We start from the raw sequence: 18,099 nt of genomic DNA, 5'->3' as shown, positions 1-18,099 counted from the left end.
AACGGCGCCGCCACGACGCCGCCCGCGACGGCTCCCGCCACCACGGCGACGGCTCCATCTCCGGCGACGCCACCTGCAACCGATTCGGCTGCGCCGCCGGCTACCAATGGCGTTACCTTGCCGGTCACACCGCAGGTTCCGAACCAGTAGTCGGTAGCGTCCGGTGCCGCGATCTGTTGTTGTTTCAACACAGTCGCGGCAAATGGCACACGATCACGAAGATTCGACCGCACCCCGTGCTTGAGGCCCGTACGCCACTTCGATTATAGATTGCCGGCGGCACTTTCTGCGCCCTTGGGGGGCGCCGGGCGACGCCGTGGGCAACAAGCATTGAACGATCGGATCTTCGCCATGCAGCTTCGCAGCTTCATTTTCATGGGGTTTTGTGCCGTATTCGGCATGAGCTCCGCGGTCTTCGCCGGCACTCCGGCAATGACCTCACCGCAGGCGGTTGGCAAAACCGCTGTCATCAACGTCGCCGCCAAGAGCGATGCGACGCAGCTGAAGCTTCTCAAGAAGAAGAAAAACCCGAGCCCGGATGATCTGGCTCAGATCAGCAAGCTCGAAGACAAGATCGCCGCCGACAGGGATCTCGCCCGCGTCAAGGCGCTCGAGGCCCGCAAGCTGGCGATGCGCGATGCGGCGAAAGCCAGGGCCGATGCCCAGCGCCAGGCGTTCCTGGCAAGCAAGGGCAAGCCGGTCGTGGTTGCCGACGCCAAGCCAGGCAAGAAGACCACCAAGATCATCGCTCCGGTTGACCCGATCGCGCCGATCGAGCCGATCGAATCGGCTGAACCGCTTCCGGCCGAAGCGATGAATATCGCGCTGACCGGCAACAATGGCGAATTGCGCAGCGAGGCCCCGGGCCAGAAGCCGACGAGTGGCGGACTGTTCGCCGGCCTGTTCGGCGGCACGTCCTCTGCCTCGTCGATTGCCTATCTCCCCGAAACGCGCGCGCTCGACCAGGCTCTCGCCAAGCGGCAAGCCAAGAAGCAGTTCAAGGTGAAGCCGGAATTCGTGCCGCAGGACGTCGAATTCAGCGGCTATGAGCCGGGTACGATCGTCATCGATACCAGCGCGCGCCGCCTCTACCTCGTCGAATCGGCTTTCACCGCCCGCCGCTATGCGATCGCGGTCGGCCGCGAAGGCCTGCAGTTCAAGGGCAAGGTTGCCGTTGGCGACAAGCAGGAATGGCCGCGCTGGATCCCGACGCTCGACATGCAGAAGCGCGAACCCAAGCATTACGGCCAGTACAAGGACGGCATGCCCGGCGGCGGCCAGAACCCGCTCGGCGCCCGCGCCATCTATCTCTACGACGGCAAGAAGGACACGCATCTGCGCATCCACGGCACCATCGCGCCGCAGTCGATCGGAACCAGCGCTTCCAATGGCTGCTTCCGCATGATCAACGAGCACGTCATGGACCTCTACAGCCGCGTCAGGGTCGGCACCAAGGTCGTCATCATCTGACGCTTTCACAAACCTGCCGAAAGGGCCGGCTTTTGCCGGCCCTTTTGTTTTGACCAAAACACCAGTCTCGAACCTCGGGACTATCGCGCCTTCTCTGGAAAAAGCCTCAGCGGCGGTTTTTTCTCTGGCGGAATCAATTCGGCCGCGTTAAGCGATGACTCCCATGGCGCGATATGTATTCATCACAGGCGGCGTGGTTTCCTCACTTGGAAAAGGCATCGCTGCAGCGGCCCTTGGGGCTCTCTTGCAGGCGCGAGGCTATCGCGCACGCATCAAAAAGCTCGATCCCTATCTCAATGTCGATCCCGGAACGATGTCGCCTTACCAGCATGGCGAGGTTTTCGTCACCGATGACGGCGCCGAGACCGATCTCGATCTTGGCCATTACGAGCGCTTCACCGGCCGCTCGGCCAACCAGCAGGACAACATCACCACCGGCCGCATCTACAAGAACATCATCGAGCGCGAACGGCGCGGCGACTATCTCGGTGCCACCGTGCAGGTCATTCCGCATGTCACCGATGAGATCAAGAATTTCGTGCTCGACGGCAATGACGACTATGATTTCGTGCTGTGCGAAATCGGCGGCACGGTTGGCGATATCGAGGCGATGCCGTTTCTCGAGGCGATCCGCCAGCTCGGCAACGATCTGCCGCGCAACAACGCCGTCTATGTCCACCTGACCTTGATGCCTTACATCCCCACGGCCGGCGAGCTGAAGACCAAGCCGACCCAGCATTCGGTCAAGGAACTGCGCGGCATCGGCATCGCGCCCGATATCCTGCTGGTCCGCGCCGACCGCGCCATCCCCAAGGAAGAGCGCAGAAAACTGTCGCTGTTCTGCAATGTGCGCGAAAGTGCCGTCATCCAGGCGCTCGACGTGCCCCACATCTATGACGTGCCGATGGCTTACCACAAGGAAGGGCTCGATTCGGAAGTGCTGGCCGCCTTCGGTATCGATCCGGCGCCGAAGCCGCGCATGGAGCCCTGGCAGGCCGTGTCCAACCGCATCCACAATCCGGAAGGCGAGGTGACGATTGCCATTGTCGGCAAATACACCGGCCTCAAGGATGCCTACAAATCGCTGATCGAGGCTTTGTCGCATGGCGGCATGGCCAACCGCGTCAAGGTCAAGCTCGACTGGATCGAGAGCGAGATTTTCGAGAAGGAAGACCCCACGCCGTGGCTGGAAAAGGTGCACGGCATCCTGGTGCCCGGCGGCTTCGGCGAGCGCGGCTCGGAAGGCAAGATCCTGGCGGCGAAATTCGCCCGCGAGCGCAAGGTGCCGTATTTCGGAATCTGCTTCGGCATGCAGATGGCCTGCATCGAGGCGGCGCGCTCGCTGGCCGGCGTCGAACACGCCTCGTCGACCGAATTCGGTCCGACCGACGAGCCGGTCGTCGGCCTGATGACCGAATGGCTGAAAGGCAACATGCTGGAGAAGCGCCGCGAAACCGGCGATCTCGGCGGCACCATGCGGCTCGGCGCCTATCAGGCTGAACTCGCCAAGGGTTCGAAGATCGCCGACATCTATGGCGACACCCAGATTTCCGAGCGCCATCGCCACCGCTACGAGGTCAACATCGACTACAAGGAGCGGCTTGAGGATTGCGGCCTGGTGTTTGCCGGCATGTCGCCCGACGGTGTGCTGCCGGAAACGGTCGAATATCCCGACCATCCCTGGTTTATCGGCGTCCAGTATCACCCGGAGCTGAAGAGCCGGCCGCTCGAGCCGCATCCCCTGTTCGCCAGCTTCATCTCGGCCGCGGTGGACCAGTCGCGGCTGGTATAAGCAGGCCGCGTTGCCATGCAAACCTATGTTGCGCTGCTCTACAGCATTATCCTCGGCGAAGGCCGCCGGGTCGTCATGGCCGACCTCAAGGCGATGGCAGAACAGCTTGGGCTGAAGAACCCGCGCACCCTGGTGGCGACCGGCAATCTGGTCTTCCAGACACGGGCGACTGGTATCGCCAAGCTGGAACAGCGGCTGGAAACGGCCTTCGAAAAAACCTTCGGCCGCAATGTCGTCATCATCGTGCGCACTGCCGAGGATTGGCTGAAACTTGCCGCCGGCAACCCATTCCCGGGCGACTCTGCCGAGGCAGGCGATCAGGTGGCTGTGCGGGTGATGCGCAAGCCAGCACCAGCGGATGGTGTGGCCGCGCTCCAGGCCTATGCCGCGGAGGACGAGAAGGTGGCTTCGGTCAACGGTGACATCTGGGTCGTCTTTTCGCGCGAGCGGCCAAGCTCGCGGCTGCTCGCTGCCATGAACCACAAGCGCATGGGCATCGGCACCGCACGCAACTGGAACACGGTGCGGAGGTTGGCTGAGATGGTGGAGTAGGGAGTAGGGAGTAGGGAGTAGGGAGTAGGGAGTAGGGGTTATACTATTCCCTACTGGCTACTGACTACTCCCTATCTCTCATTTCACGCCTTCGCCGTCCTGGCCCCTGCGCCAAGGGCGGCGGTGCGAAGGACGTAGTAGATGACCCCTGCAATGCCGACGCCGAAGAACCAGCCATAAACGCCCCACCATGCCGGCAGCAGGTTGGTGAAGTTCGGCAGGACCGAGGAGAAGATGGCGCCGATGCCGGCGGCTATGAAGGCGTTGACGTGCCAGCCGCCCTGGAAGCGGAACTCGCCATGTTCGCGGTACAGTGCCTCGACGTCGACCTCGCCCTTCCGGATCAGATAGTAGTCGACCATCATCACCCCGAAGATCGGCCCCATCGTCGCGCCGATGACGTTGACGAAAGACGCGGCACTGCCTTCCCACGGCGCGAAGGGATAAAGCACCAGCGCGATCACGGCCGCGATATAGCCGCCCTTCTTGAAGTCGATCTGCCGGGGAAAGACATTGGAGAAGTCGAAGGCCGGCGAGACGAAGTTTGCCACCACATTGATGCCGAGCGTCGCCACGGCAAAAGTCAGGGCTGCAAGCGCTGCCAGGAACCAGCTGTCGAATTTCGCCGAGATCTGGTCGGGATGCAGAAGCACTTCGCCATAGACGTCGAAGGCAGCGATGGTGGTCACGCCGGCGACCAGCGAGAACAGGATGAGATTGATCGGCAGGCCCCAGATGTTGCCCTTGCGCAGCGATGCCTTGTCTGGGGCATAGCGGGCGAAATCGCAGAAATTGAGATAGAGCGCCGAGAAATAGGTGACCCAGATCGCGGCCACCGCAAACAGCGACGTCCAGGAGCCAGGGGTTCCGGGTACGCCGGCATCCTTTGTCTTGTCGAGCAGCACATCCATCGGGATGTCGCTGGTAAAGGCAAATCTCCCGGATTTTACACAGAGATAGATCGCCAGGATCAACATCATCACCCACACCGCCGGTCCGGCCCAATCCTGGAAGCGACGCACCGTTTCCATGCCGTTCTGGATGATCAGCAATTGCAGTGCCCAGATGACCACAAAACAGATCACTTCCAGACCCGTGTGGCCGAGGAAATGCGTGTTGGCGTTGAAATCGGCGAACCATTGCGAGCGGATCAGCAACGCCACGATCGCGCCCGATGCCGCCGCCGTCTGCGCGCCGTACCAGAAGCAGGCTACGAGGGCGCGCACCAGGGCCGGAATGTTGGCGCCCCAGATGCCGAAGGAGGCGCGCGCCAGCACGGGGTAGGGCACGCCGGTCTTCACGCCGGCATAGCCGACCATGTTCATCAGCGCGTAGATGATCAGCGATCCGATGCCGATGGCGATGATGAAATTGACGAAGCCGCCGCAAAACAGGAACAGGCTTGCGGCGAGATAATAGCCCCAGAGGCTGTGGACGTCCGACGTCCAGACGTTGAAGATCGAGAACGGCCCCCAGTTTCGGACTTTGGCCGGAGCCAGATCCTCATTGTATAGATCAGGTGATGCGCCTTGTATGGTCACTGCGATGTCCTCCCCTTGATGCCGCACGCGCCCTCACGCGTCGACTGCGCAGGTTATGCCTGACGCAGGGGAACCGGCAAGCAATCCATTTGCCGGCTTTGGCCTTAAAGATATTCAATGAGAACAGCGCTTATCGATCGGCTTTTGGCGAAGGTCGGCGCAAACGCGGCGATCTTGATTCGATCCGCAGGGGCAGCGATCAGGACGCTTTGCGGTTGAGGGCCGGTGATGCGTCGAAATTGGCGGCAAGCCAAGCTATCGCGCAGGTGACATCATCGAGCCTGTATTGGGCCACGGTCGGCCCACGCGGCTTGACCCGGATCGAGATGCCGCCGGCCTCGTTGATCGCCTCGAAACCGTTTTCGTCGGCGGTGTCGTCGCCGAGAAAGACCGGCCGCCGTCCGGCAAAGGGCGGGATTGCCATGAAACGCCGCACGGCAGCGCCCTTGGCCGCTTCGAGCGGCATGAGTTCGACGCCGGCGTTGCCCGGGATAACCCGATAGCCCTTGGGAAGCTCGGTCAATGCCTGTTCGGCAAGATGCGTTGCCCTGGCCAGCAGATGCGGCGCCGCACGCGTATGGATGGCGAGGATCGGACCCTTGCGCTCGATATGAACAAGGCCGTCATCCAGTTCGGCCTCGATGGCGTCGGCAAGGGCAGCGATATCGGCGGGAGCATCGGCGGTAACGACCGGGCCGTCCGGCGTCAGCCGGTGTTCCAGCCCATAGAGACCGGCAACACGCAGCTTCAACGGATGAAACAGGCGGTCGGCGCCTTCGACCGAGCGGCCGGTGATAAAGGCGACAGCGCCGTCCAGCCGTTCATCGACGACGCCGAGGAGGTTGCGCAGTTCGTCGCTTACGGACACGGCGTCGGGGTGCGCCGCGTGCTCCAGCAACGTGCCGTCGATATCGAGGAAAAGCGCCCATTGTCCTTCCGGCAGGTCGGGTGCGGTTGGCAGGCCCGGTGCTTTCGACAGGCTATTCATGACGCCACCTTCCGCATGCGGTCGAACAGTGAGACGATGTTGCTGCCGGTGTTTGCGGGCCGCTCGGCGACACTTGTCGCTCTTTCGAGGTCGCCGCGTTTGCGCAGGCGCGCCGCATCGAGCAGCATGCTGCCGGCCCAGCGAAAGACATTGTTGTCGCGCACTATTTCGCGCATCGGGCGCATGCGCTCGCGTTGTTCGTCCGGTGACATGGTCAGCGCCTGCAGCAGCACCTGGCTCATCATCGCCGCGTCGTAAGGATTGACGATCAGTGCTTCCAGCAGTTCGCGCGACGCGCCGGCAAACGTGCTGAGCAACAGCACGCCCTGTTCGTCGTCACGCGCGGCGACGAATTCCTTGGCTACGAGGTTCATGCCGTCATGCAGGCTGGTGACCATGCAGATGTCGGCGGCGCGATAGATCTCATAGACCTGTTGCTGCGAATGGTGCTCAGCCACCATGACCACGGGCTTGTAGCCGTCATGACCGTAGCGCTGGTTGAGCTCGTTGGCATAACGCAGGCATTCATCGTGCAATTGCTGGTAGGCCGGCAGCGTGCCGCGGCTTGGGGCAGCAATCTGCAGGAACACTACCTTGCCGATCCACTCGGGGTGGCGCGTAAACAATTCGTCCAGCGCATGGAAGCGGTCGAGGATGCCCTTGGTGTAGTCCAGGCGCTCGACGCCGACGCACAGCTTGACGTCCGCCGACAGGCCGAACCGCTCACGCAGGCGGGCGCGGCTTTCCTCGACCGGTGGCAGTTTGGCCAGGAGTTCGGCCGGCCATTCGATGGAGATGGGATAGGCGTGCACCAGGGTCGTCCGCCCGCCATACGAGATCGCGGCGTCGGCGCGCTCGATGCGGCTTTCCAGGAACCTGTCTACGCTTTCAGTGAAATTATTGGCATGAAACTGGGTGTGAAAGCCGATGATCGAGCTCCCGAGCAGTCCATCAAGAACGCGTTCGCGCCATGGGCAGATGCTGAACACTTCGGAGTTCGGCCACGGGATGTGCCAGAAGGTGATGATGATCGCCTCCGGCAGGCGCTCGCGGATCATGCGCGGCAGGAGCGCGAAATGGTAATCCTGAACCAGCACGATCGGCCGCTCATTGCGCGCCTCGGCAACCACCATATCGGCGAATTTGCGGTTGACGGCCTCATAGGCCTCCCAGTCCGAGGCACGGAAGACCGGCCGGGTGAAGGCGATATGGCAGAGCGGCCAAAGCCCTTCATTGGCAAAGCCGAGATAGTAGCCCTGATATTCGTCGTCGCTCAGCCACACGCGGCGCAGCGTATAGGACGGATTGTCCGGCGGCACCTGAACCCGATCGTTGCTATCGACCGTCAGACGATCCGCCGTTCCGCCGCCATAGGCGATCCAGGTGCCGCTGCAGGCGCGGGTGATAGGCTCAAGCGCCGACACCAGGCCGCTGGCCGGCACCAGAAGCTCGACGCCGTCGTCCTTGATGTTGTGGATATAGGGTTCTCGGTTCGAGACGACGATGACCTGCGCGTCCGGCAGGTCGTCGGCAAGTATCTTGCGCAAGGTGTCGGGCGACCAGTTCACCAGCGCCGCGTCGGGAGATTGTCCATTCTTCTCGAACTCCCGCAAAACCTTGCGCGTCGCTTCCGATGCGACGTCCTCGCCGGCAGTCGGTGCAACCGTCAAGCTATGGCTACGACGTTGCCTGGAGATCGATAACAGAACGGCTAGAATCGAAAGGCCAAGGCTTGCAAGGATCAAGACCCAGAGCAGGGCCATGCCATAATCAGTCATTCCAATTCCAACTCAATTTTGGCCGTCAGGGCCTTTTTCTTCATGGTTCGATTTGAGTGTTCGCAGCCGACGATCGCCCGTGAGAACCTGTGTTTTTTGCAACGCACAAACCCTGGGATCGGTTCCCGTTGAAAGCCGTTCCGATCATGTCCGCACGATCAGCGGAACCAGCCCCTCATGGCGGTCGGCGAGAAAGGCGACGACGCGGTCGCCGACGCGCTGAAAGGTAAGATCGACCCTCTTTTCGCCGACACCCAGATGCCTGAGCGTCAGCGTATCGATGCCGATCGGCAAACGGGGTCGGGTCACATGGATTTCGCCGTTCCAGCCGTCGATTTCCAGACCGAGGCACGCCTGCATCAGCATGAAGGCCGAGCCTGCGGACCAGGCTTGCGGCAGGCAGGCGACGGGGTAGGCGATCGGTGCTTCACCCGGCGAGCGGGTAAAGCCGCAGAACAGTTCCGGCAGCCGCATGTTGAAGTGCACGGCGGATTCGAACGTGCCGCTCATCAGCCGCACCACGCTGTCACGCTCGCCGAACCGCGCCAGGCCGGCGCCGCACATCGCGGTGTCGTGTGGCCAGATGGAACCATTGTGGTACGACATCGGGTTGAACAGCACAGCATCGTCGGAAAGCGTTCGCACCCCCCAGCCGGAGTGGAAGGAAGCCGAAAGCAACTGGTCCGCGACCATCTTCGCCCGCGCCGGTTCGGGCAGGCCGACATAGAGCAGGTGTCCGGCATTCGACGTGCGCACCTTGCACGGCTCTCCGGCGCCGTCGATCGCCAGCGCATAGAAGCCGAGATCGTCCAGCCAGAAATCACGCTCGACGGCGATCCGCATCTCTTCGGCGCGATTTTCCCAGTGCTCGGCCTGCGCGAACTCGCCCCGGCGGCGGGCGAGAGCGGCAAGGCCCCTGAAGGCGGCGAAGACATAACCCTGCACTTCGACCAGCGCGATCGGCCCCTTGGGAATGCGCCCGTCGGCGTGGAAGACGGAGTCGAAGCTGTCCTTCCAGCCCTGGTTCGCAAGGCCGGATTCGGCAGCGCGCTGATAGGTGACGAAGCCGGTTGCGCGGCTCGCCTCTTCCGTCCACTTGGCGGCGGCGCAGAGAGACGGCCACAGGCTGGCGATGAAGTCCATGTCGCCGGTGCGTTCGGCATAGGCGCAGGCGAGGTGGATGTAGAGCGGCGTGGTATCGACGCCGCCATAGTAGCGGCCGAAAGGCAGTTCCTGCAGCGCCACCATCTCGCCCTTGCGCGTCTCGTGCATGATCTTGCCGGGCTGCGAGTCGCTGAAAGGCGATGTCTCGGTCGCCTGGTGCTGGGCGAGGAAGGCAAGCACGCCGCGCGCCAGGCCGGGGTTGAGCCATAGCATCTGCAGCGCCGAGATGACGCCGTCACGGCCGAAGGCCGTCGAAAACCAGGGGATGCCGGCGTAGGGGTAGGGGCCGGTCGACAACTCGGTGGTCAGCAAGGCGACATCCGCGCGGGCGCGTTCGACCCAATCGTTGAAGACGCGACCCGAACTGTGCACCGTCGCGCCATGGCGGCGCTTGGCCCGCATGCCGAAACGGGCGCGCGCCGCGGCCGCCCGGAAGCGGTCGCGGTCGGGCGTTTCGGTCAGTTCCGCGCCGACCTCGACGTAAAGCATCTTGCTGCTGCGCTTGGTCACTGCGATGAGGAAATCCGCGCGCTCGGCGCTCAACTGGTCTGGCGGCTGCGAGAACGAGATCGCCGACACCCGCGCCAGCCCGTCCAGTCCGTCATAGCGCAGCAGCACCGAGGCAGGCGCGATCTCCGCTGCATGCGCCATTCCGCGCTTCGGCCGGGTCGAACCGCGCACCTCGAACATGTCGCGGAAATCGGCGGCAAAATGCAGCGAGACGCGGATTGCCGAATGCTCCTGGCTGTAGTTGGAAAGGGTGATGCGCTCGAACAGCCGGTCCTGCCACAACAGCCTGACGCGCTCGATATGGATGGCGCCCTGCGGGATGTCGCGGCCACCGACGCTTTGCATCGGCAAATTGGTCATATTGCTGGTGAACAGCACATTGTCCTGGCTGAGCGAGGCGCCGAGCAGCGATGTCTGCCGGCCGCCGACGGTGAGCCTGAACTCCGACAGCACCCGGGTGTCGTCACGGAAGAAACCGTCGCCCGCACCCCTGATATCGCCGTAGGCATCGGCCACGGCAAAACAGTCGCCTTGCTTTAGGGCAAACAGCCGGTGCGGCTCGCGCGGCGCGGTTTCGTCCAGGGAGGCAAGGGCCACGGCAGGGTCGAGCTTGCGCTCGTCAAGTTCGGTCATCAGTCACAAATCTCTGTTTCGGGCTCGGAACGTCCGCCGTCGTTCACGACGCTTTCGATTCAGCCGGGGCGCCGATGAGACGCGCATAGGCAGTGAGATAGTCGCGCGCCATCCTGTTGGCGGAGAACCGACTTTCGAAGACGGCGCGCACCTTTCGCCGGTCGAGTTGCAGCAAGGCCGGCACCGCGGCGACCGCGGCGTCGAGAGAATCGACGACAAATCCGGTAACGCCATGGTCGATGACTTCCGGCAACGCACCGCAGTTCCAGCCGATGGTTGGCGTACCGCACGCCATCGCCTCGATCGCGGCAAGGCCGAACGGCTCGGGCCAGTCTATCGGAAACAGCAGACCAGCGGCATTGCCAAGGAATTCAGTCTTCTCACTCTCGGCGATCTCGCCGACATAGTCGATGCGGTCGCCATCGATCAACGGCTCGATCGTCTCATGGAAATAGGCGCGATCATCGTCGCCGATCTTGGCCGCCAGCTTGAGTTTCATGCCCGAGCGCAAGGCGATGTCGATGGCCCGGTCCGGCCGCTTGTCGCGCGAAAGCCGGCCGAGAAAGGCGAGGTATGGTTCGCCTGCCGCCGTCTCGAAGGTCGGCTGATAGAGACCCGTCGGCAGCCCGTGATGGATGGTGGCCAGCCAATTGGCATTCGCAAGCCCGGTCTTCTGGCTATGCGAGATCGAGATCAGCGGAAATCGCGGAAAACGCTCATAGGCTGGCGCCAGATCGACATAATCGAGCCGGCCATGAGGCGTTGTCACCGTCTTGTCCGGCATGGTCTCGAAGAACGAGAAATGCAGGAAATGGCTGAGATGAAAATGAATGATATCAAAGTCGTGGGCTCGGTTCCTCACATCGGCAAGCATCGCAAGATGCGCCGCCGTGTCCGATTTCAGTGGACGCGGATCGAGGCGTAGCGCGCGTTCGCGACCTGGTATCAGTCTGGCCGACGTCCGGCTGTCGCCGCTGGCGAACAGCGTCACCTCATGGCCGAGTTCGACCAGCCCTTCGGTCAGATAGGAAACGATGCGCTCGGTGCCGCCATAGAGAAGGGGTGGCACCGATTCGTGCAAAGGGGCGACATGGGCTATGCGCATGGTTTGAACGTGTCCCTCAAGGCAATCACGAGAGCGAAATGCATCAGCCGGCCTAACGTTCCGGACAAAAGCGGGCGTCGGCAACCCAAGCCCACCAGCGCAGATTTTTTTGCAATAAGCGGAACAAACGCGCCATCCGCGAATTTAGTAGGGTTGGTTCGCGCTGCGGCCGACCAGGGAGAGAACAAAATGGACCGCTTGCATTTCTTTACGCCCGTGCGCATTGCGCGCGGGCAGGGACACCCCGTCGAGGAAGTCGATAGCGTTGCCGAAGCGATGGTCTTTTTGCAGAAATGGCCATTGGGACGGCGTGGGCCTGTGTATCAGTGCGCCGTGAATTGCTGCTCCGCGGCCCTGTCGGGCAGAATGTCGGCCGAAGCAGCCAGGAAGGCGTTTACGGGCTTTGCCCGCATCACCCGGCTGCTCGATGATGACATGGCCCTGCCGATGGGCGGCGAAAGCATGGCGGAAGTCCACGCGCTGAGGCGCTAGGCGCCGGTCCAGCCATTTGGCTATTGAACACCCGGGCTTTGGCGGCGCGGGCATCATCTTTTCCGCACCGGAGTATTCCGGCGCGGCCCTTCACCTCATGGGCCACACTGTGCTTTCATGCGGCGTTTCGCATGACCGGTGGGTGACGACCATCCACAGGCGGCCCGAACGTGGAGGGGTAGACAATGCCGAGACTGATCCTGGGAACACTCGGCGCTATCGTCATCGCCCTCATCTGGGCGGTCTTTGCCAGTTTGATGGGCGCGCCATCGATCGTGATCACGGTCGGCGCGGTCGCCATTGGGGCCGGCGTCTACACCTACGTCGACCGACGCTCGACTTGACGCGTCCCCGGTCTGCCGCGCGCTCGACCAATTGCACGCCGGTGTTTGACGCGCGCGGCAGTCGCGGCGGGCATTCTTCAAAGATGAGCTTGCTGGCCGCATAGAGAGCCAAGGCGCAGACAGGGCGCCACACGTCGGACCGGGCTCCGCGAGAACTTGGGAGAGATCGTCAAAGATCTTTCAATCCGGCCAATGTAGATCGAAACGGCGAATCTGTGGATTTCCGGTGGAACATCGTCGCCTCGAAACACTTCGGGCGTTGCACTGCCCCATCAGTGCACGTTCCCTTGTTCTGTTGGAACTGGCCGGCTGCCGAAAGGTGGCCGGCTTTTTTGTATATTAGCGGAACCTGAAATTACGGAGCTTGTTCTGCATGCGGCAGCGAGCCCCTCGCTGCTGGTCGAGGGCCGTAACCCTTGGCCGGGCCCGCATCGCTCCGCCAGTGGTGCGGGCCCACGGCCTCCGGTTTTTTCCGGGCGTCTGGACTCGCTGATCCTCACCCTGGTCCGGCTATGCATGTCACTCAAAAAAAGGCTCGGTTGTGAGACAATGACATGCACACGCGGCGCGCTTTAGCACAATCATTCACAAAGCCGTGGGTTCAACTGTTGCTACCCTTCTTGGCTGGATTGTGCGAATGATGACTGTCCTTTTCACCGCCACCCCCTGAAACTCGGCTTTTGGATCGACGGTCTTCATCCGCCGGGGGTTTGTTGACCTGCAGGGGTTTTCTGGCGTTCTCGTGCGATGCGCCTGGCCCGCCCTGCCGGATCGTGTTCGGGTGTTTCTTCGATGTGGACATGATCACCGATCCTGCTGACGGCCCTGATGAGTGGTGTTGACCTTGGTGTTGGCTTGCTGCCCTTGGCGCTCCGGATCCGGCGCTCCGTGAGTGCCGTGCTGGGCATCATCGTGGCTAACCTGTCGCCCTTCTCCTCGACCCTTCTGGCTCTGGTTCTCAGGCGGCACGGGCGGCATTTTGCTCGACATCTGCATCTCCTTGGGTTGGTCTCGTGACTCCAAACCGTGATCGTGGGGGGAAGTTCCGTCTGCTTCGTCAGCACCTGTGATTTCGGTGCCGACGGAATCTGACTCCCAACGCGGATTTCAACGAACGGCAGCGGCCCGCCCGCGTCGCCCCGCCAGTGGTGCGGGCCTGCAATATAAATCCTAAGCCTGGGCTGCTATCGCAGTTTATTGCGAGCTTCCGGCGACTTGCGTAGCGGCCACAGTGGCTTTCAGGAGACCAGCGTGTTGTATCCGGTCGATTTGGAGCGACCGAAATACAGTGCTTGACCACGTTGCTGACATGATCGGTGACGAGCGCGGTGTCGCGCCTGGATCGCGGCAGCAGCCTCTGGTCCGATCTGCCCGCAGCTGGTGGCAGCTAAAACGACGTCAAAAGACCTAAGTCTCTTTGATCGCCCTCGCTGCTCGCACGAGCGATGACCAGTCAGCTCCCATGGCTGCGACAAGGTCTCGAGCATCTTCGTCTGATATTCCGGTACGGTCTACGAGCTTCCGTGCCAGCAATTCGAATGCCAATTCTATGATCGTCATAGCTCAGCCCTTACGAGAGTACCCGTGACGATAGCTTGCAAATGGGTCTTCCGCATTTGCACATGTTAAGCGACCATCACGAATGTCTCAGGTACCGCAGAATGTCTGCAGGACGCGCTCATCCGGGCGTGGCGGCTCAGCATAGCGTTCCATTCCCGGCTGCTCATCGAAGGGACGGCTGACGACTGCCAGGATCTCCTCGAACGGTGTGAAGTCGCCGCCCAACGCCGCCTGGATCATCGCCTCGATGCGATGATTGCGGGGGATGAACTTGGGATTGACGGATTGCATGGCCGCCCGGCGCGTGGCCGTGTCGGCTGCTTCGCTTGCAATGCGCTGGCGCCACCGCGCCGACCAGGCATCGAATGAGCCTGGATCCTTAAACAACTGCCGCGCCGTGCCTTGGCCGTCCGCAGCGTCGAGGTCATCGCCCAGGCGCCGGAAGCCGAGCGTAAAGTCCGCTTCGCCGCGAGCCAGCACATCCAGACAGTCGGCAGCGAGCTGCAAGTCGCCTTCCGCTTCGGTCAGCAGTCCGAGTTTTCTGCGGAAGCCGCGCTGCAACACAGCCTCATAAGAGGCCTGGAACGACCTCAGCACCTCTTCCGCTTCAGACACTGCTTCATTCTCGTCCGTGCTCATGAGCGGCAGCAGGGTCTCGGCAAAGCGCGCAAGGTTCCATGTGGCGACACGAGGCTGGTTGGCATAGGCATAGCGGCCGGCGCGGTCTATCGAACTGAACACCGCGCTGGGGTCATAGGCGTCCATGAAGGCGCATGGGCCATAGTCGATCGTCTCGCCCGAGATCGACATGTTGTCGGTGTTCATGACGCCATGGATGAAGCCGACCAGCATCCAGCGCGCCACCAGATCCGCCTGTGCGGCGACAACGGCCTCCAGCAAAGCCCGGTACGGCCGTGCTTCCCCCGCCAGCTGTGGGAAGTGACGCTGAATGGCATAGTCGGCCAGGATCTTGAGCGCCTCGGTGTCGTGGCGCGCGGCGAAATATTGGAACGTGCCGATCCTGATATGGCTTGCCGCCACCCGTGTCAGGACGGCGCCGGGCAGCCGGACCTCGCGATAGACCGGGTCGCCGGTGAGCACCGCCGCAAGGCTCCGCGTCGTCGGAATGCCGAGCGCCGCCATCGCTTCGCTGACGACATATTCGCGCAGGACAGGGCCGAGGGCGGCGCGGCCGTCACCGTTGCGCGAGAACCGCGTGGGTCCCGATCCCTTCAGCTGGATGTCACGGCGAATGCCGTTGACGTCCACTACTTCGCCAAGCAGCAGAGCGCGCCCGTCGCCGAGTTGAGGCACGAAGTTTCCGAACTGGTGGCCCGCATAGGCCAGGGCGATTGCTTGCAACCCTTCCGGAAATCTGTTGCCGGCAAGCATCGCCACTCCATCCGGGCTGGTAAGCTGGTCGGCATCGAGCCCGAGTTCCTCCGCGAGGTGCCGGTTGAACCGGATCAGCCGCGGTTCGGACACCGGCTTCGGATCTGTTTGCGCGAAGAAGCGCTCCGGCAATTGCGCATAGCTGTTGCTCAGGGCGGGAAGCCCCGTCTGAATGACCGGGGGTTGTTCAGCAGTCGCAGGTGACGTCATGACGAGCTGTCTCTGAAGAGGAGGGGTTCAACAGATCCCGTTTCGAGGAGCCTGTGTTCATTTGTTCATATAGGGACGCAACGTCGTTGGTGCCATCCGGATCCATCAGGCCGGCACCGGATACAAGCTGGGAACCACCCGCCTCAACTATCGAGGTTCGGGCTGCCGTGGGACGACGGGCCGTGGCGGAATCCAGAGCTGACCCCCGCATCGCCACTGTCTCCGAACTGAGCACCCGGCAATCTAGTCAGTGCGGGCGTGCAATGCCGGGGCGGCGTCTGCCTTGGTTGGCAGCGGCTCTCTCGGGGCCGCTCCCGGCGATGATTTCGAACCCGGTTCGACTCGCTCCTCGGCGATGAGCCGGGCGCCACGCTCATAGGTCAGGTAGCGCCAGAGCCACTGGATCGAGACCTGAACGCGGTGCTGAAAACCGACGAGCAGGTAGACATGGATGAGCGCCCAGGCAGACCAGGCGAACCAGCCTTTCAGTTTCAGCCTCCCCGATTCGAACACGGCAGCGTGGCGGCCGACAATGGCCGTGTTGCCTCGATTGCTGAAGACAAAAGCGGGCAGCGTATCGCCAGCATCTATCCGGCGTGCCAGTGCCTTGCCGAGGTGCTCGCCCTGCTGCTTGGCGACCTGGGCAAGACCCGGCAATGGCTGGCCGTTCCCATCGAGGACCAGTGCGACGTCGCCAAGCGCGAAGACATCGGGATGGCCGACGACCTGCAGGTCGGATTCGACCTTCACCCGACCGCCGCGGTCGAGCCCGACACCAAGCTGGGCGACCAGCGGAGAAGCCGCCACCCCGGCGGCCCAGAGCGTCAAGGCCACCGGGATCACCTGGCCGCCGACGGTGATCTGATGCGCTTCGATCGCCTCGACCCGGTTGCCGAGCGCGACCTCGACGCCCAGGCTTTCAAGGCGCAGACGTGCATATCTGGAAAGCTCCGGGGCGAATCCGGCGAGCAGACGCTCGCCGGCTTCTACCAGTATGATCCTTGTCTTCTCGGGCCGGATGTTGCGGAAGTCGCGCGCCAGTGTGTGCCGGCTGAGTTCGGCGATCGAGCCCGCCAGTTCGACACCGGTCGGGCCGCCGCCGATAATGGCGATCGTCATCAGCCGGGATTGCTCGACTGGATCGGTGGTCCGTTCCGCGTGCTCGAACGATAGCAGCAGCCGTGACCGGATCGTGCGCGCGTCCTCGATGGTCTTCAAGCCGGGACAAACCCGAGCCCAGCTCTCCTGGCCGAAATAGAATGGCTGCGAACCGGTGGCCAAGACCAGGATGTCGTAGGGGACCGTGGTCCCATCGGCCAGCACCAGTATCCTGGCTTCGGTGACGATCTCGGTGACATCGCCGAAGAGAACCTGAACCGAGGGATAGCGGCCCAGGATCTTGCGGATGGGCTCGGCGATGTCAGGCGCCGACAAGGCGGCGGTTGCAACCTGATAGAGCAAGGGCTGGAACAGGTGGTGATTGTGGCGGTCGATGATCGTCACCCCGATTTCCGCCTTGCCGAGCGCCTTGGCAACCTCCAGACCGGCAAAGCCTCCGCCGACCACGACGATGCGCGGTGTCAGGCTCCGGCCGTGGCTGCTCTCGGTGGCGAATTGCATGCTTGATACTCCCCTATCCCTGTCCGGAAGTCATAGCCTGGCAGGAGTGCCTCGCTGCTGGCTGGACCTACTGCTCATTCCGGCGGCATCGGTCCAGGCAAGGCATCCGGCAATGACAGGCGTCGTGCTGACCACCAAGGCGCCGCGTGCGTGAAGGGCTACCAACCCGCGCCATGAGACGCGGTCGACCGCCCAGATGGTGCCGCTGGCGTCGACCCATTTGAGATGGGCGTCGGCGACTTCAACGGCCCGCATCATCGCCGCCGGTTCCATCCCGGCACGAAAGACGATGATGGAATTGGCGGCACCGTTGAAGAACGGGCCGGCGCCGGCTGCCAGTCCCGCAAGCAGGACGATGCTGGTCAGCGCTGCCGAAGCACCGCGTGCCGGTCCGCCGCGGTTGGGCAGCACCAGCACCAACACAAGCGGCACGATTCCGAAGATGACCAGCCACGCAATATCCCAGGCGAGCGGCAAATCGCTGTTCATCTTGATCCGGTGCAGACCCAGCAGCCAGTGAAACACGACAGCATCGACGACATGCCAGACGCCGAACCCGGCGAAGGCGAGCCGCAGGATCTCCGTGGTGGTCCCGGGCCGCGCGCCGGCCGCCCTCGCGGCCACCAGCAACACCGTGCCGGCGACGGCGAGCACATACATGAAAAGATGGAAGAGGCCGTCGGCCATGATCTGGAAGCGCAGGTCGGAACCCACCGGATCGGCGACGCCCGAGAGAAGATGATGCCATTGCAGGATCTGATGCAGGACGATGCCGTCGAAGAAACCGCCGAGCGCGAAGCCGAGCAGCAGCCAGCCGGCTCGCGTCCTCGGGTCGAGTGTTGCGGTGATCGCGTCCATGTCAGGACCACCGGCTCCAGGCCGGGGCGTTCAGTTGCCTGGGCACCGACATGTCCGGCGGCGTGGGGTCATGGAGACCATGACGCGCCT

16 protein-coding genes are annotated in these 18,099 nt (G+C 62.8%); 5 read left to right on the top strand and 11 right to left on the bottom strand.

From position 1 onward, the window contains the following. A partial coding sequence (locus X726_RS1000000170790) for a hypothetical protein (protein WP_156940714.1) occupies positions 1-188 on the bottom strand: 188 nt, incomplete at its 3' end. Between the two features lie 163 nt (positions 189-351). On the opposite strand from X726_RS1000000170790, the gene X726_RS142635 reads away from it, so the two are divergent. From X726_RS142635 to X726_RS142645, 3 genes are all read left to right on the top strand, one after another. Further along, on the top strand, positions 352-1,470 hold the full coding sequence (locus tag X726_RS142635; RefSeq protein WP_023693456.1) for a L,D-transpeptidase: 1,119 nt from the start codon (positions 352-354) through the stop codon (positions 1,468-1,470). 154 nt (positions 1,471-1,624) lie between these two features. Next, positions 1,625-3,262, top strand: a complete 1,638-nt coding sequence (locus tag X726_RS142640) for a CTP synthase (RefSeq protein ID WP_081725397.1) — start codon at positions 1,625-1,627, stop codon at positions 3,260-3,262. Between the two features lie 15 nt (positions 3,263-3,277). After that, entirely contained in the window at positions 3,278-3,814 is a 537-nt protein-coding gene (locus tag X726_RS142645) for a DUF1697 domain-containing protein (protein ID WP_023672692.1), read from the top strand. An 83-nt stretch (positions 3,815-3,897) separates the two neighbouring features. Here the strand turns inward: X726_RS142645 and X726_RS142650 are convergent, their stop codons facing one another. The 5 genes from X726_RS142650 to X726_RS142670 all read right to left on the bottom strand — a co-directional run bounded on the left by X726_RS142650 (position 3,898) and on the right by X726_RS142670 (position 11,533). Then, positions 3,898-5,355, bottom strand: coding sequence for an NCS1 family nucleobase:cation symporter-1 (locus X726_RS142650; protein WP_023672691.1), 1,458 nt, complete (start codon positions 5,353-5,355; stop codon positions 3,898-3,900). Between the two features lie 199 nt (positions 5,356-5,554). Then, on the bottom strand, positions 5,555-6,343 hold the full coding sequence (gene otsB, locus X726_RS142655) for a trehalose-phosphatase (RefSeq protein ID WP_023672690.1): 789 nt from the start codon (positions 6,341-6,343) through the stop codon (positions 5,555-5,557). Further along, the gene (locus tag X726_RS142660) at positions 6,340-8,121 is read right to left on the bottom strand and encodes a trehalose-6-phosphate synthase (protein ID WP_023693459.1); all 1,782 of its coding nucleotides are present in this window, start codon (positions 8,119-8,121) and stop codon (positions 6,340-6,342) included. Before X726_RS142660 ends, otsB begins: the two co-directional genes overlap by 4 nt. Before the next feature lie 144 nt (positions 8,122-8,265). Further along, positions 8,266-10,428: an amylo-alpha-1,6-glucosidase gene (locus X726_RS142665; protein ID WP_023672688.1), complete on the bottom strand. Its 2,163-nt coding sequence runs from the start codon at positions 10,426-10,428 to the stop codon at positions 8,266-8,268. A gap of 43 nt (positions 10,429-10,471) precedes the next feature. Further along, positions 10,472-11,533, bottom strand: a complete 1,062-nt coding sequence (locus X726_RS142670) for a glycosyltransferase family 4 protein (protein WP_023672687.1) — start codon at positions 11,531-11,533, stop codon at positions 10,472-10,474. Positions 11,534-11,722: 189 nt separating this feature from the next. On the opposite strand from X726_RS142670, the gene X726_RS142675 reads away from it, so the two are divergent. Together X726_RS142675 and X726_RS1000000170785 are read left to right on the top strand one after the other, a co-directional pair. Further along, positions 11,723-12,025 carry a DUF982 domain-containing protein gene (locus X726_RS142675; protein WP_023688551.1) on the top strand — a complete coding sequence of 101 codons (303 nt, stop codon included), beginning with the start codon at positions 11,723-11,725 and terminating at the stop codon, positions 12,023-12,025. Positions 12,026-12,210: 185 nt separating this feature from the next. Further along, positions 12,211-12,369 (top strand): hypothetical protein, encoded by a 159-nt coding sequence (locus X726_RS1000000170785; protein ID WP_023672685.1) that lies wholly within the window; start codon positions 12,211-12,213, stop codon positions 12,367-12,369. A gap of 601 nt (positions 12,370-12,970) precedes the next feature. Here X726_RS1000000170785 and X726_RS1000000172000 read toward each other — a convergent pair. From X726_RS1000000172000 to X726_RS142695, 5 genes are all read right to left on the bottom strand, one after another. Beyond that, positions 12,971-13,171 carry a hypothetical protein gene (locus X726_RS1000000172000; RefSeq protein ID WP_081725396.1) on the bottom strand — a complete coding sequence of 67 codons (201 nt, stop codon included), beginning with the start codon at positions 13,169-13,171 and terminating at the stop codon, positions 12,971-12,973. A gap of 2 nt (positions 13,172-13,173) precedes the next feature. Beyond that, entirely contained in the window at positions 13,174-13,359 is a 186-nt protein-coding gene (locus tag X726_RS142680) for a hypothetical protein (protein ID WP_023688550.1), read from the bottom strand. Positions 13,360-14,016: 657 nt separating this feature from the next. Further along, positions 14,017-15,531 carry a protein adenylyltransferase SelO gene (locus tag X726_RS142685; RefSeq protein WP_084630903.1) on the bottom strand — a complete coding sequence of 505 codons (1,515 nt, stop codon included), beginning with the start codon at positions 15,529-15,531 and terminating at the stop codon, positions 14,017-14,019. A gap of 243 nt (positions 15,532-15,774) precedes the next feature. Beyond that, positions 15,775-17,151: an NAD(P)/FAD-dependent oxidoreductase gene (locus X726_RS142690; RefSeq protein WP_023672682.1), complete on the bottom strand. Its 1,377-nt coding sequence runs from the start codon at positions 17,149-17,151 to the stop codon at positions 15,775-15,777. A gap of 30 nt (positions 17,152-17,181) precedes the next feature. Next, complete coding sequence (locus tag X726_RS142695; RefSeq protein ID WP_023672681.1) at positions 17,182-18,009, bottom strand: DUF2243 domain-containing protein; 828 nt, start codon at positions 18,007-18,009, stop codon at positions 17,182-17,184. Positions 18,010-18,099: the final 90 nt, after the last annotated feature.

The organism is Mesorhizobium sp. LSJC285A00, assembly GCF_000503155.1.
Classification (GTDB): Bacteria; Pseudomonadota; Alphaproteobacteria; order Rhizobiales; family Rhizobiaceae; genus Mesorhizobium.
The sequence above is the reverse complement of the archived record's forward strand: the minus strand, read 5'-3'. Positions and strand labels throughout refer to the sequence as shown.